This is a genomic window from Streptomyces sp. 35G-GA-8 (assembly GCF_023534745.1).
In the GTDB taxonomy this organism is placed as follows: domain Bacteria; phylum Actinomycetota; class Actinomycetes; order Streptomycetales; family Streptomycetaceae; genus Streptomyces.
In genome coordinates this window covers 458,348-472,760 of the sequence record NZ_JAMHJQ010000002.1, presented here as the reverse complement: position 1 = coordinate 472,760, position 14,413 = coordinate 458,348, and the positions used below count along the sequence as shown (strand labels likewise).

14 protein-coding genes are annotated in these 14,413 nt (G+C 69.6%); 8 read left to right on the top strand and 6 right to left on the bottom strand.

What is annotated here, in order from left to right; genetic code table 11:
• Positions 1–22: 22 nt before the first annotated feature.
• On the top strand, positions 23–331 hold the full coding sequence (gene groES / locus M1203_RS05225; protein WP_023539274.1) for a co-chaperone GroES: 309 nt from the start codon (positions 23–25) through the stop codon (positions 329–331).
• 92 nt (positions 332–423) lie between these two features.
• Complete coding sequence (gene groL, locus M1203_RS05220) at positions 424–2,049, top strand: chaperonin GroEL (protein WP_249948297.1); 1,626 nt, start codon at positions 424–426, stop codon at positions 2,047–2,049.
• Positions 2,050–2,144: 95 nt separating this feature from the next.
• Here the strand turns inward: groL and M1203_RS05215 are convergent, their stop codons facing one another.
• Positions 2,145–2,918: an SDR family oxidoreductase gene (locus M1203_RS05215; protein ID WP_249948296.1), complete on the bottom strand. Its 774-nt coding sequence runs from the start codon at positions 2,916–2,918 to the stop codon at positions 2,145–2,147.
• Positions 2,919–2,971: 53 nt separating this feature from the next.
• On the bottom strand, positions 2,972–3,655 hold the full coding sequence (locus M1203_RS05210; RefSeq protein WP_249948295.1) for an MOSC domain-containing protein: 684 nt from the start codon (positions 3,653–3,655) through the stop codon (positions 2,972–2,974).
• Positions 3,656–3,736: 81 nt separating this feature from the next.
• Between M1203_RS05210 and M1203_RS05205 the strand changes: the two genes are divergently transcribed.
• Positions 3,737–4,627: a LysR family transcriptional regulator gene (locus M1203_RS05205; RefSeq protein WP_249948294.1), complete on the top strand. Its 891-nt coding sequence runs from the start codon at positions 3,737–3,739 to the stop codon at positions 4,625–4,627.
• Positions 4,628–4,711: 84 nt separating this feature from the next.
• Here M1203_RS05205 and M1203_RS05200 read toward each other — a convergent pair whose 3' ends face one another.
• Complete coding sequence (locus tag M1203_RS05200; RefSeq protein WP_249948293.1) at positions 4,712–5,086, bottom strand: WhiB family transcriptional regulator; 375 nt, start codon at positions 5,084–5,086, stop codon at positions 4,712–4,714.
• Positions 5,087–5,510: 424 nt separating this feature from the next.
• Here M1203_RS05200 and M1203_RS05195 point away from each other — a divergent pair, with 424 nt between their 5' ends.
• From M1203_RS05195 to M1203_RS05180, 4 genes are all read left to right on the top strand, one after another.
• Complete coding sequence (locus tag M1203_RS05195; RefSeq protein ID WP_003948568.1) at positions 5,511–6,122, top strand: response regulator transcription factor; 612 nt, start codon at positions 5,511–5,513, stop codon at positions 6,120–6,122.
• Positions 6,123–6,385: 263 nt separating this feature from the next.
• Entirely contained in the window at positions 6,386–6,961 is a 576-nt protein-coding gene (locus M1203_RS05190; RefSeq protein ID WP_030351487.1) for a sigma-70 family RNA polymerase sigma factor, read from the top strand.
• Between the two features lie 212 nt (positions 6,962–7,173).
• Positions 7,174–8,676, top strand: coding sequence for an IMP dehydrogenase (gene guaB / locus M1203_RS05185; protein ID WP_249948292.1), 1,503 nt, complete (start codon positions 7,174–7,176; stop codon positions 8,674–8,676).
• A gap of 114 nt (positions 8,677–8,790) precedes the next feature.
• On the top strand, positions 8,791–9,915 hold the full coding sequence (locus M1203_RS05180) for a GuaB3 family IMP dehydrogenase-related protein (protein ID WP_249948291.1): 1,125 nt from the start codon (positions 8,791–8,793) through the stop codon (positions 9,913–9,915).
• A gap of 105 nt (positions 9,916–10,020) precedes the next feature.
• Here M1203_RS05180 and M1203_RS05175 read toward each other — a convergent pair whose 3' ends face one another.
• Complete coding sequence (locus M1203_RS05175) at positions 10,021–10,515, bottom strand: hypothetical protein (protein ID WP_249948290.1); 495 nt, start codon at positions 10,513–10,515, stop codon at positions 10,021–10,023.
• A 113-nt stretch (positions 10,516–10,628) separates the two neighbouring features.
• Positions 10,629–11,891, bottom strand: coding sequence for a nucleotide sugar dehydrogenase (locus M1203_RS05170; RefSeq protein ID WP_249948289.1), 1,263 nt, complete (start codon positions 11,889–11,891; stop codon positions 10,629–10,631).
• Between the two features lie 264 nt (positions 11,892–12,155).
• Between M1203_RS05170 and M1203_RS05165 the strand changes: the two genes are divergently transcribed.
• Positions 12,156–13,877 carry a glycerol-3-phosphate dehydrogenase/oxidase gene (locus tag M1203_RS05165; RefSeq protein WP_249948288.1) on the top strand — a complete coding sequence of 574 codons (1,722 nt, stop codon included), beginning with the start codon at positions 12,156–12,158 and terminating at the stop codon, positions 13,875–13,877.
• On the opposite strand, the gene M1203_RS38995 is transcribed toward M1203_RS05165, so the two are convergent.
• Complete coding sequence (locus M1203_RS38995) at positions 13,775–14,209, bottom strand: hypothetical protein (protein ID WP_308404836.1); 435 nt, start codon at positions 14,207–14,209, stop codon at positions 13,775–13,777. The two genes, M1203_RS05165 and M1203_RS38995, sit on opposite strands and share 103 nt — an antisense overlap.
• Positions 14,210–14,413: the final 204 nt, after the last annotated feature.

Below are 14,413 nucleotides of genomic sequence, written 5' to 3'. Positions count from 1 at the left end.
CTCCGAAGGGGGAGGTCGGATCGTGACGACCGCCAGCACCAAGGTTGCCATCAAGCCGCTTGAGGACCGCATCGTGGTCCAGCCGCTCGACGCCGAGCAGACCACGGCCTCTGGCCTGGTTATCCCGGACACCGCCAAGGAGAAGCCCCAGGAGGGCGTCGTCCTGGCCGTGGGCCCGGGCCGATTCGAGAACGGCGAGCGGCTTCCGCTCGACGTCTCCGTCGGCGATGTCGTTCTGTACAGCAAGTACGGCGGCACCGAAGTGAAGTACAGCGGCGAGGAGTACCTCGTCCTCTCGGCTCGCGACGTTCTCGCGATCATCGAGAAGTAATTCACCTAATTGCTTGTGGACCGCGCCCCTGGCCACCCTGCGACAGCCGGGCGGACAGGGGCGCGGTTCATTGAGAGGACAGAGAAGCTCCCATGGCGAAGATCCTGAAGTTCGACGAGGACGCCCGTCGCGCCCTTGAGCGCGGCGTCAACAAGCTTGCCGACACGGTGAAGGTGACGATCGGCCCCAAGGGCCGCAATGTCGTCATCGACAAGAAGTTCGGCGCCCCCACCATCACCAACGACGGTGTCACGATCGCCCGTGAGGTCGAGGTCGAGGACCCGTACGAGAACCTCGGCGCCCAGCTGGTGAAGGAGGTGGCGACCAAGACCAACGACATCGCGGGTGACGGCACCACCACCGCCACCGTGCTGGCCCAGGCGCTGGTCCGCGAGGGCCTGCGCAATGTCGCCGCGGGCGCCTCCCCGGCCGCCCTCAAGAAGGGCATCGACGCCGCGGTCAAGGCCGTGTCCGACGAGCTCCTCGCGACCGCCCGCCCGATCGACGACAAGTCCGACATCGCCGCCGTCGCCGCGCTCTCCGCCCAGGACGAGCAGGTCGGCGAGCTGATCGCCGAGGCGATGGACAAGGTCGGCAAGGACGGTGTCATCACCGTCGAGGAGTCCAACACCTTCGGTCTGGAGCTGGACTTCACCGAGGGCATGGCCTTCGACAAGGGCTACCTGTCCCCGTACATGGTGACCGACCAGGAGCGTATGGAGGCCGTCCTCGACGACCCGTACATCCTGATCCACCAGGGCAAGATCGCCAGCATCCAGGACCTGCTGCCGCTGCTGGAGAAGGTCATCCAGGCGGGTGGCTCCAAGCCGCTGCTGATCATCGCCGAGGACGTCGAGGGCGAGGCGCTCTCCACCCTCGTCGTCAACAAGATCCGCGGCACGTTCAACGCCGTCGCGGTGAAGGCCCCCGGCTTCGGTGACCGCCGCAAGGCCATGCTCGGCGACATCGCCACCCTCACCGGTGCGACCGTCATCGCCGAGGAGGTCGGCCTCAAGCTCGACCAGGCCGGTCTGGACGTGCTGGGCTCCGCCCGCCGCGTCACCATCTCCAAGGACGACACGACCATCGTCGACGGTGGCGGCAACTCCACCGACGTCGCCGGCCGGGTCAACCAGATCAAGGCCGAGATCGAGTCCACGGACTCCGACTGGGACCGCGAGAAGCTTCAGGAGCGCCTCGCGAAGCTGGCCGGCGGCGTGTGCGTGATCAAGGTCGGCGCCGCCACCGAGGTGGAGCTGAAGGAGAAGAAGCACCGTCTGGAGGACGCCATCTCCGCGACCCGCGCCGCGGTCGAGGAGGGCATCGTCTCCGGTGGTGGCTCCGCTCTGGTGCACGCCGCCAAGGTGCTCGAAGGCAACCTCGGCAAGGAGGGCGACGAGGCCACCGGTGTCGCGGTCGTCCGCCGCGCCGTCGTCGAGCCGCTGCGCTGGATCGCCGAGAACGCCGGTCTTGAGGGCTACGTCATCACCTCCAAGGTGGCGGAGCTGGACAAGGGCAACGGCTTCAACGCCGCGACCGGCGAGTACGTCGACCTGGTGAAGGCCGGCGTCATCGACCCGGTCAAGGTCACGCGCTCCGCCCTGGAGAACGCCGCGTCCATCGCCTCGCTGCTGCTCACGACCGAGACCCTGGTCGTCGAGAAGCCGGCCGAGGAAGAGGCCGACGCGGGTCACGGCGGCCACGGCCACAGCCACTGATGTCGCGAGGCGCGTAGCCGTCCGGCGTCCGGCCGGACGAACGCACCGAGGCCCGGTATCCCTCCACGGGGGTACCGGGCCTCGTGCGTGATCGCTTACCGCGGGCCGTACTTGCGGCCGGTCTTCGAGGTGATCCCGCCGAGCAGCCCGCGCGGGGCCAGCTTCACCGCTCCCATCATCGCCTTGTAGCGCGGATCCGGTACGGACACGGTCTTGCCGCGCGCCAGGTCCGCCAGCGCGGCGGCCACCAGCTTGTCCGCGTCCAGCCACATCCAGCCCGGGATGTTGTCCGTGCCCATCCCGGCCCGCTCATGGAACTCGGTCCGCACGAAACCGGGGCACAGCGCCATCAGCCGTACGCCCGACCCGGCCAGATCCCGCGCCACGCCCTGGGTGAACTGCACGACCCAGGCCTTCGAGGCGCCGTATGTCCCGCGCGGTACGAACGCCGCCACCGACGCCACATTGACGACCCCGCCCCGGCCGCGCGCCTTCATCCCGGGGACCGCCGCCGAGGTCAGCCGCAGCACCGCCTCGCAGTGCACCTTCAGCATGGTCAGTTCGTCGGCCATCGAGACATCGAGGAATCGTCCCTTGTTGCCGAACCCCGCGTTGTTGACCAGCAGATCGACCGGCTGCTTGCGGTCCGAGAGCCGCTTCTCCACCGAGGCGATCCCGTGGTCGGTGGAGAGGTCGGCGGTCAGCACCTCGGCTTCAATGCCGTGCCGGTCGTGCAGTTCGGTGGCCTGGGCCCGCAAACGCTCGGTGTCGCGGGCCACCAGGACGAGATTGTGTCCGTCCGAGGCCAGCCGCCGAGCGAAGGCGGCGCCGATCCCCGCTGTCGCGCCGGTAATCAGAGCAGTCGTCATACGCAGGCACGTTAGTGCCTGCGCGGGCGGACCCGGCGACGCCCGGGAATGGGTTACTTCGCGGCGTTCTCCGTGGTGTATTTCTCGACGTACTCCCGCGCAGTCCTCAACTCCTCGGCGTGCAGGGCCTCACCGGCGGCGAGAACCCGTGGCAGCAGCTCGCGCTCGGTGGTGACGGCGCGGAAGGCCAGGGAGACCGTCACCTCATGGTCCGGCCGGTGGACGATCTCGATCGGATCGCCCGCGCGGATCTCGCCTGGGGTGATGACGCGCAGATACGCACCGGTCACGGCCTGCCCGGTGAACCGCCGCACCCAGCCCTTCTCGCCGAGCCAGCCCTGGAACGTACGGCACGGAATCCGCCCGCTCGTCGTCTCCAGCACCACCTCGGAGCCGATACGCCAGCGCTCGCCGATCCTGGCGCCCATGATGTCCACGCCGGACGTGGTGAGATTCTCCCCGAAGGCGCCATTGGCCAGCGGCCGTCCCAACTCCCGCTCCCAGAAGTCCAGATCCTCCCTGGCGAACGCGTACACCGCCTGGTCGGAGCCGCCGTGATGGCGCAGATCGCAGACCGTGTCACCGGCGACGCCGCTGCCGCCCTCGCCCTTGGACCCGGGATCCGACACCCGGACCGGACCGTCGGTCGGACGCTTGTCGATCCCGGTGAACCCGCCCGGGGCGTCCGTGTACTCCACGGCCGTCGGCCGCCCCACATTCACGGTCAGAAGCTTCATACGCGCCACGCTATCCACCCCACTCTCAAAGATTCCACCCATTACTCATCGCTACCCCAAAGATGCACTTATACTCGAAGGGTGATCGAAGCCCGTCATCTCCGTGTCCTGCGCACCGTGGCCGCCACGGGCTCCTTCTCCGCCGCGGCCCGTGAACTGGGCTGTACGCAGCCGGCCGTCAGCCAGCAGATGAAGGCGCTCGAATCGTCCGCGGGCACCCCGCTGATCGTCCGTACCGGCCGCGAGATGCGGCTGACGCAGGCCGGCGAGGCGCTGGTACGGCACGCGACGGGCATCCTCGCCGGACTCACCGCGGCGGAGGAGGAGATCGCGGCCATCGCCGGGCTGCGGGCCGGCCGGGTCAGACTGGTGTCCTTCCCCAGCGGCAGTTCCACGCTGGTGCCGACCGCGCTGGCCGCCCTGCGCGCGGCCCATCCGGGCACGCGCGTCTCGCTGGTCGAGGCCGAGCCGCCGAGTTCGGCGGTGATGCTGCGGGACGGTGAGTGCGATGTGGCGCTGGCGTTCCGGTACGGCGGCTCCGGCGCGGAGTGGGACGACCTCGTCGTGCGCCCGCTGCTCGTGGACCGGCTCGTCGGTCTGGTCCCCGAGGATCACCGGCTCGCGGACGCCGGTACGGTCGCGATCGCCGAGCTGGCCGCCGAGTCCTGGATCGCGGGCTGTCCCCGCTGTCGTACCCAGCTGGTCGACGCGTGTGAGGCGGCGGGATTCACGCCCCGGATCGACTTCGCGACGGATGACTATCCGGCCGTGATCGGCCTGGTCGCGGCGGGGCTGGGGGTGGCGGTGCTGCCGGAGCTGGCGATGGAGTCCGTACGTACCGAGGGCGTTCGTACGCTCGCTGTCGAGCCGTCCGTTCACCGGGAGATCGTCGCGCTGACCCTGCCCGATCTCGCTCAGGTCCCGGCCGTGGCGGCGACGCTGGATCAGCTGGTCCTGGCGGGCGCGCGCTGAGAGGGCGCCGCAGGGGGGTGGTGCGGGATGTGCGGTGTGGCCTTACCTGGAGGAACGTTTCTTCGCTCATGCGGCGGCGGACGGTCAGCCGTTCTCGTGGCTCCCGTGGTGGCCCTGGCCGTGACCGGTGCCGGTGCCGGTGCCGGTGCCGTGACCCGAGGTCGACGCCGTGATCAGCCGGGTCCGCGCCCGCCCCATCAGCTCCTCGCGTTCGTCCTCGGTCAGTCCGCCCCACACGCCGTACGGCTCCCGCACCGCCAGGGCGTGTGCCGCGCACTCCGCGCGGACGGGGCACCTCATGCACACCTCTTTCGCCGAGTTCTCACGCGCGCTTCGTGCCGCGCCTCTTTCCCCTTCGGGGTGGAAGAAGAGCGAACTGTCGACACCCCGACATGCCGCGAGGAGCTGCCAGTCCCACAGGTCTGCGTTCGGTCCGGGAAGGCGGGAGAAATCTGCCATTGCTCATGTCCCCTTGAAACCGTGCTGAGGCGGATACGGGCCGCTTGGACGCCGGGTACGAGCCCGGCGCGTACACGCACCGGTGCTCACGACCGTACATCTACTATGTAAGTAGATGTAAATATGACTCATTGCGAATCTAGCCACAGACACCAGTAAAAGTGAAGAAAAGCCGCTAAATGGGGCATACCTCCGATTGGGTACCGGTCAACCCCTGGCGCTCTCCTCCGTGTGCGACCCCTCACAGGGAGTGTCGAAGAGGGCTGTCCGACCCGTAACTCTTTCGAGTGACCATCGTTGAATGTGCGAGGCGGTTGAGAGAATGAGCGCTCGGGCGCATGTCCGAGGGCGTCAATCGCACAGGTGACGATATGTACCCAGCCTGGAGGCTCAAGGTGACGCGCATCAGCTGCGGAGGACGGTCATGACATCCGTCCTCGTCTGCGACGACTCCCCGCTTGCCCGAGAGGCGCTTCGCCGCGCGGTCGCGACCGTGCCCGGCGTCGAGCGCGTGACGACCGCGGCCAACGGCGAGGAAGTCCTCCGCCGCTGGGGTGCCGACCGGTCCGACCTGATTCTGATGGATGTACGCATGCCGGGGCTGGGCGGTGTCGAGACAGTCCGCCGGCTGCTCTCGGCGGACCCCGGCGCCCGGATCATCATGCTGACCGTCGCCGAGGACCTGGACGGTGTCGCGCTCGCGGTCGCCGCCGGTGCCCGCGGCTATCTCCACAAGGACGCCTCGCGTGCCGAACTGCGCGCGACCGTCACACAGGCGCTCGCCGATCCGACCTGGCGGCTCGCGCCGCGCCGGCTCCGCTCGGCCGAGATGGGCGCGGCGCCCACGCTCACCGCGCGCGAGATCCAGGTGCTCGAAGGCATGAGCCATGGCCGGTCGAACGCGGAGATCGGCCGTGAGCTGTTCCTCTCCGAGGACACGGTCAAGACACACGCCCGGCGGCTCTTCAAGAAGCTCGGCGCCTCGGACCGCGCGCACGCGGTGGCGCTCGGCTTCCGCTGGGGCCTCGTCCGCTGACACGCCGTAGCCGTCCCCGCCCGCCGCTGATTCCGCCGTGTCCCTCGCGGTGGACCCCCGGCGGGCGGGGCAACGTACGCTCGTACACACTCGTTTCCCGCGCGATGCCGCATCCTTGAGTTGTGGAGTTCCTCGGGGACGAGTCGGACGAGCGCGAGGGGAGAGCGCAGGAAATGAGTTCTGCCGCACCCGCTCATAACGCTTCGGTGCACAACTATGGACGCGGTGCCACCGATCAGCAGCCGCCAAGGCACCATGGACCGATGCGCGATGACGAGACCACGGTGATTGGTGCGCTCGTTCACCGTGCCGTCGACGGCGACGAACAGGCCACGCACGATCTGCTGGCCCGGGTCCATCCGCTCGCGCTGCGTTACTGCCGTACGCGACTGAACCGGCTGCCCGGTGACGCGCGGCACTTCGTGGAGGACCTCGCACAGGAAGTCTGTGTCGCCGTCCTCATGGCGCTGCCGCGCTACCGCGACACCGGCCGGCCCTTCGAGGCGTTCGTCTTCGCCATCGCCGGGCACAAGGTCGCCGATCTCCAGCGCGCCGCCATGCGGCACCCGGGATCCACGGCTGTGCCGTCCGACGAGATGCCCGAGCGGCCGGACGACTCCCTGGGCCCCGAGGAGCGCGCGCTGCTCAGCAGTGACGCGGAGTGGGCCAAGAAACTGCTCGCCAATCTGCCGGAGAACCAGCGCGAGCTGCTGGTGCTGCGGGTCGCGGTCGGGCTGACCGCCGAGGAGACCGGGCAGATGCTGGGGATGTCGCCGGGCGCCGTACGGGTCGCCCAGCACCGCGCGCTCAGCAGGCTGCGGGCCCTGGCCGAGCAGTGAACCGGGGCGGTCGTCCGGGCTCCTGAACGGACGGTCGTACCGGCGGTCGTACCGGCGTCCGCCCGCCCGGCGGTCACCGCGAGCGGCGTTCGAAGGCCCGCGAACGTATGAACATACGAAGCCGATCGGTGATCTCGATCGTGGAATGAGTGGCCCGCGAAGCCCGTTAGCATGGACATCCGCACCGATCAAGGCCATTTGGGGAAGGTGTCATGACTGCAAACGTCGACGGAGTGCCCGAGAAATTCGCGACGCTCGGGCTGACATACGACGACGTGCTGCTGCTTCCGGGGGCCTCGGAAGTGCTGCCGAACCAGGTGGACACCGCCTCACTGGTCTCGCGGAACGTCAAGGTGAACATCCCGCTGCTGTCCGCGGCGATGGACAAGGTCACCGAGGCCCGGATGGCGATCGCCATGGCGCGGCAGGGCGGCGTCGGTGTGCTGCACCGCAATCTCTCCATCGCGGACCAGGCCAACCAGGTCGATCTGGTGAAGCGCTCCGAGTCCGGCATGGTCACCGACCCGATCACGGTGCACCCCGACGCGACGCTCGCCGAGGCCGACCAGCTCTGCGCCAAGTTCCGGATCAGCGGTGTCCCGGTCACCGACCGCGCGGGCAAGCTGCTCGGCATCGTCACCAACCGTGACATGGCCTTCGAGCCGGACCGTACGCGCCAGGTGCGCGAGGTCATGACCCCGATGCCGCTGGTCACCGGCAAGGTCGGCATCTCCGGTGTGGACGCCATGGGGCTGCTGCGCCGGCACAAGATCGAGAAGCTGCCGCTGGTCGACGACGCGGGCATCCTCAAGGGCCTGATCACGGTCAAGGACTTCGTCAAGGCGGAGAAGTACCCGCAGGCGGCCAAGGACGCGGAGGGCCGGCTGCTGGTCGGTGCCGCCGTGGGGGCCAGCCCGGAGGCGCTGGAGCGTGCCCAGGCGCTGGTGGCGGCGGGTGTGGACTTCCTGGTCGTGGACACTTCGCACGGTCACAACAGCAACGCGCTCAGCTGGATGTCCAAGATCAAGTCGAGTGTCCCGGTCGACATCATCGGCGGCAATGTCGCCACCCGCGAGGGCGCCCAGGCGTTGATCGACGCGGGTGTGGACGGCGTCAAGGTCGGTGTCGGACCCGGCTCGATCTGCACCACCCGCGTGGTCGCCGGTATCGGGGTCCCGCAGGTCACGGCGATCTACGAGGCGGCGGTCGCCTGTCAGGCCGCCGGTATCCCGGTCATCGGCGACGGCGGCCTCCAGTACTCCGGCGACATCGGCAAGGCGCTCGCCGCCGGAGCCAGCACGGTCATGCTGGGCAGTCTGCTCGCGGGCTGCGAGGAGTCGCCCGGCGAGCTCCAGTTCATCAACGGCAAGCAGTTCAAGTCGTACCGGGGCATGGGGTCGCTCGGCGCGATGCAGTCGCGCGGCCAGGGGCGTTCGTTCTCCAAGGACCGCTACTTCCAGGCCGAGGTGTCCTCGGACGACAAGCTGGTGCCCGAGGGCATCGAGGGCCAGGTCCCCTTCCGCGGTCCGCTCGCCGCCGTACTGCACCAGCTGGTCGGCGGGCTGCGCCAGACCATGGGGTACGTGGGCGCCGCCTCCATCGACGAGATGGAGCGCAAGGGCCGCTTCGTACGGATCACCTCGGCGGGCCTCAAGGAAAGCCACCCGCACGACATCCAGATGACGGTCGAGGCACCGAACTACACCGCGAACTGAGACCGTGAGATAAGCACATGTTTCCGTGAGGGGCGGCCCCGGTTTCCGGGACCGCCCCTCACGGGCGCGTCGGGGATACTGGACGGGCAGACGTAGAGGGAAAGGCCACACATCGTGACTGAGATCGAGATTGGGCGCGGCAAGCGCGGCCGCAGGGCGTACGCCTTCGACGACATCGCCGTCGTCCCCAGCCGGCGCACCCGGGACCCGAAGGAGGTCTCGATCGCCTGGCAGATCGACGCCTATCGGTTCGAGCTGCCCTTCCTGGCCGCTCCCATGGACTCCGTCGTCTCCCCGCGGACCGCGATCCGGATCGGTGAGATGGGCGGTCTGGGGGTGCTCAACCTGGAGGGCCTGTGGACCCGCTACGAGGACCCGGAGCCGCTGCTCGACGAGATCGCCGGTCTTGAGGAGGCCACCGCCAACCGCAGGCTCCAGGAGATCTACGCCGAGCCGATCAAGGAAGAGCTGATCGGGCAGCGCATCAAGGAGGTGCGGGAATCGGGCGTGGTCACGGCCGCCGCGCTCTCGCCGCAGCGCACCGCGCAGTTCTCCAAGGCCGTGGTGGACGCCGGGGTCGACATCTTCGTCATCCGCGGGACGACCGTCTCCGCCGAGCATGTCTCGGGGGCCGCGGAGCCGCTGAACCTGAAGCAGTTCATCTACGAGCTGGATGTGCCGGTCATCGTCGGCGGCTGCGCCACGTACACCGCGGCCCTGCATCTGATGCGTACGGGCGCGGCGGGCGTGCTGGTCGGCTTCGGCGGCGGCGCCGCGCACACCACCCGCAATGTGCTGGGCATCCAGGTCCCGATGGCGACCGCCGTCGCGGATGTCGCGGCGGCCCGCCGGGACTACATGGACGAGTCCGGTGGCCGGTATGTGCATGTCATCGCGGACGGCGGGGTCGGCTGGTCGGGTGATCTGCCCAAGGCGATCGCGTGCGGAGCGGACTCGGTGATGATCGGCTCGCCGCTGGCGCGGGCCACGGACGCGCCGGGCAAGGGGCGCCACTGGGGCATGGAGGCGGTCCACGAGGACGTGCCGCGCGGCAAGCTGGTGGATCTGGGCATCGTCGGGACGACGGAGGAGGTCCTTACCGGCCCCTCGCACATCCCGGACGGGTCGATGAACTTCTTCGGCGCGCTGAGGCGGGCCATGGCGACGACGGGCTACAGCGAGCTCAAGGAGTTCCAGCGCGTCGAGGTGACGGTGGCGGACTCGCAGCACCGCCGCTGAGGAGCGTCGGGCTCATGACTCCTGAGGACTCGTGAGGACTTCTGAGGCGGAATGCCCCGGGCCGCGTCGCGCGGCCCGGGGCATTCGGCTGTGTGAAGGGCCGCCTTATTCGGCGGCCTTCTTCGCTCCGGAGAAGGCCGCGAAGGCGGCGAGCGCGAAGAACAGGAACGTCATGATGTCCTTGCTCTCGTTCCACGCCTCGGTCAGCAGACCGAAGTTGTCGAGGAAGACGTCCGTCGTGGACACGTTCAGTTCCTTGGCGACGATGATCGCGATGCCGAGGAGCTGGCCCAGGTAGACCGCGCCCAGGGACAGCACGGCGCCGACGACCGGCAGTACGGGGTTGGGCCCGCCGACCTTGCCGGCGGCGAACCCGACGAGGAAGCCGACGCCGATGGCGGCGAAGCCGATCTCGCGCTCAAGGCCCCCGGCGATCCCGCCGTAGACCCCGCCGGCGACGAGCGCGGCGACCAGGGCCGCCACCAGACCGAGCGCGAGATTGTCGCGCGCGGGCGCGGGCGGTGGGGGCGGGGTGTACGGGCCGGGCGGAACGGCGCCGCCCGCGAACGGGTTGCCGGGTGGTGGAACGGACTGGCTCATGCTGAGAATCCCCCCAGGGAAAATGTCGTGCGCATGATCTGCGCTCGATGGCCCTGGACAGTAGCAGTCGGCTCGGACAGTCCCGTACCGGTTTCAGCGTGGTACGCCCGGTTTCAGAGGCGGTACGCGGCGCCCGCCGGGCTCGCGCCCCTGGTGTCCAGCAGCAACTGCGCCTTGACCGCCAGACCTTGGAGGTCGTACGTGCGGTGGTGCTGGAGCAGCACCGTCAGATCCGCGTTGGCGGCGGCCTCGTAGAGCGAGTCCGCGCGTGGGACGGGGAGTTCGCGTACGCGCCAGTCCGGGACGTAGGGATCGTGGTAGCTGACGGTGGCGCCCAGATCCATCAGCCGGCAGGCGATCTCGGTGGCCGGTGAGTTCTCCTGGTCGGCGAGGTCGGGCTTGTAGGTGACGCCGAGGAGCAGTACGCGGGCGCCGCGCGCGGACTTGCCGTGCTCGTTGAGGAGGGTGGCGCTGCGCTGGATGACGTACTGCGGCATCCGGGAGTTGATCTCCTGGGCGAGGCCGACCATCCGCAGCGGATGGCCCGGCGTGCGGCCGGCGTGCGGCAGATAGCTGGGATCCATCGGCGCGCCATGGCCGCCGACGCCGGGGCCCGGCCGGAAGGCCTGGAAGCCGAAGGGCTTGGTCTCGGCGCAGCGGATGACGTCCCAGAGGTCGACGCCGAGGTCATGGCAGAGCACGGCCATCTCGTTGACCAGGGCGATGTTGACGTGCCGGAAGTTGGTTTCGAGAAGCTTGACCGTCTCGGCCTCGCGCGGTCCGCGCGCCCGGACGACCTTGTCGGTGAGGCGGCTGTAGAAGGCCGCCGCCGACTCGGTGCAGGCGGGGGTGAGGCCACCGATCACCTTGGGGGTGTTGGCGAAGCCGTGCGTGCGGTTGCCGGGGTCGAGCCGGCCGGGGGAGTAGGCGAGATGGAAGTCGCGTCCGGCGCGCAGTCCTGAGCCCTCCTCCAGGATGGTGCGGAGGAATCCCTCGGTGGTGCCGGGCGCGGCGGGTGACTCCAGCAGCACGGTGGTGTGCGGGCGCAGCCGGGCGGCCAGCGCGCGGGCCGCGTCGCCGATCGCGGTCAGGTCGGGGGTGCGGTCGGCGCCGAGCGGGGTGGGCGCGCAGATGACGGCCGTACGGACCCGGCCGAGATCGGTGGGGTTGGTGGTCGGCCGGAAGCCCCCCGAGAGCATCCGGCGTACGTCGGAGGCGGTGAGCGGGCCGTCGACCGGGGAGTGGCCGGCGGCCAGCTCGGCGACGGGCCGCGGGTCGGTGTCGAAGCCGATGGTCTCGATACCGGCGGCCACGGCGGCGTGGGCGAGGGGCAGGCCGAGATGGCCGAGTCCGATGACGGCGAGATCTGCGGGCACGGCGATGACCGCCCTTCCCTTAGCCGGAGTGGACAGAGAGCGCAAACCCTGTGGACAGAATGGGCATGCGCAATGTCAGACTAGGCGTAAATATGACCGTTATGCGGCATTACGCGGCCGGGGAAGTCCGTTTCGCGAGAGGGACGGCGCTATTCGTCGACAGCTGTGTGACCGGTGTTATCCACAGGCAGTGGCTGAAGTCGTGGAGTGCGGACAGAATCGATGGTGTGAGCCCGACCACACGGGGGACGACGGGAGGCAGCGGTGAGAACAGCGACACTGGGACCTGCGGAGCGCGGCCAGGCGCTCGCGGCGATGGCCGAGCGTGAACTGGACGTGCTGGTCGTGGGCGCGGGTGTGGTCGGAGCGGGGACCGCCCTCGATGCCGTGACCCGAGGGCTGGCGACCGGCCTCGTCGAGGCGCGCGACTGGGCGTCCGGCACCTCCAGCAGGTCGAGCAAGCTGATCCATGGCGGGCTGCGCTATCTGGAGATGCTGGACTTCGCGCTCGTCCGTGAGGCGCTCAAGGAACGCGGGCTGCTGCTGGAGAAGCTGGCGCCCCATCTGGTGAAGCCGGTGCCCTTCCTCTACCCGTTGCGGCACAAGGGCTGGGAGCGGCTCTACGCGGGCTCGGGCGTCGCGCTGTACGACGCGATGTCCGTCTCGTCAGGACACGGCCGCGGGCTGCCCGTCCACCGCCATCTCTCCCGGCGCCACGCGCTGCGGGTGGCGCCCTGCCTCAAGAAGGACGCGCTGGTGGGGGCGTTGCAGTACTACGACGCGCAGATGGACGACGCGCGCTATGTGGCGACGCTGGTGCGTACGGCGGCGACCTATGGCGCGCATGTCGCCAGCCGGGCGCGGGTCATCGGCTTTCTGCGCGAGGGCGAGCGGGTGGTCGGGGCTCGTGTGAGGGACGTGGAGAGCTCAGGGCGGGAAGGGGCTGGGGAGTACGAGATCCGGGCCAAGCAGGTCGTCAACGCCACCGGGGTCTGGACGGACGACACCCAGGCGCTGATCGCCGAGCGCGGGCAGTTCCATGTCCGGGCCTCCAAGGGCATCCATCTGGTCGTGCCCAAGGACCGGATCCACTCGACGACGGGGCTGATCCTGCGGACCGAGAAATCGGTGCTGTTCGTCATCCCCTGGGGCCGGCACTGGATCGTGGGCACCACCGACACCGACTGGGATCTGGACAAGGCCCATCCGGCGGCCTCCAGCGCAGATATCGACTATCTGCTCGAACATGTGAATTCGGTGCTGCACACGCCGCTGACCAGGGACGACGTACAGGGGGTGTACGCGGGACTGCGTCCGCTGCTCGCCGGGGAGTCCGACGCCACCAGCAAGCTGTCGCGCGAGCACACCGTCGCGCATCCGGTGCCCGGCATGGTGGTCGTCGCCGGTGGCAAGTACACGACGTACCGGGTGATGGCCAAGGACGCGGTGGACGAGGCGGTGCACGGCCTCGACCAGCGGGTGGCGGAGTGCGTCACCGAGGATGTGCCGCTGCTCGGTGCCGAGGGGTATCACGCGCTGTGGAACGCGCGGGCGAGGATGGCCGCGCGGACCGGGATCCATGTCGCCCGCGTGGAGCATCTGCTGAACCGGTACGGGACGCTCGTCGAGGAACTGCTCGAACTGATCGCGGCGGACCCGGGTCTCGGTGAGCCGCTGGCCGCCGCCGACGACTATCTGCGCGCCGAGATCGTCTACGCGGCCTCCCACGAAGGGGCGCGTCATCTCGACGACGTACTGACGCGGCGGACCCGGATCTCGATCGAGACGTTCGACCGCGGCACCCGCAGCGCGCGGGAGTGCGCGGAGCTGATGGCGCCGGTGCTCGGCTGGGACAAGGACCGGATCGAGCGGGAGGTCGAGCACTACGAGAAGAGGGTGGAGGCGGAGCGCGAGTCGCAGCGGCAGCCGGACGACCAGACGGCGGACGCGGCGCGGCTCGGTGCGCCGGACATCGTGCCGATCTGACGCACCGTGGCCGGTGCGCGCCGGCCGTACGGGGAGGGGAGCGCGGCGCGTGCGCCGGGGGAGGAGGTGCCGGTGAGACCGAGGGGGACGCTGATGCGGTCCTTGGCCTCGGCCGCGTACGAACGGCCCGTCACCTTCTTGACGACGAGGCCGGGCAGGACGTAATCCGTAGGGGAGCAGGGCCCCGAGCCGGGCGCCGTCGGTGCGTGCGCGAGCGCGGGACGGCGCGCGGTCCGGGGGGTGGTGGGGGCGGGTGGCGAGGTGGTGTGGGCGTACGGGCGGGGCCACAGCCGCCCCGTGCGGCACAGCCGTAACGCCGATGCCTGGCACACAAGTGCCTCTATCGAACAGAGTTATGACCGGCGGGGTGGTCACCCGGGCCAGGGGGAGTGGCATGGTGGGTGTCCCTTCGTCCGGCGTCATCCTCCTGGACGCCGGACCCGGGAGCGGTGACGGTCCCGGAGTGAGGGACAATGAAGCCTCTGCCAGGGCGCGTTACGGCACCGCGCGGGCGGGTGGAGTCGCGGGCCAGGATC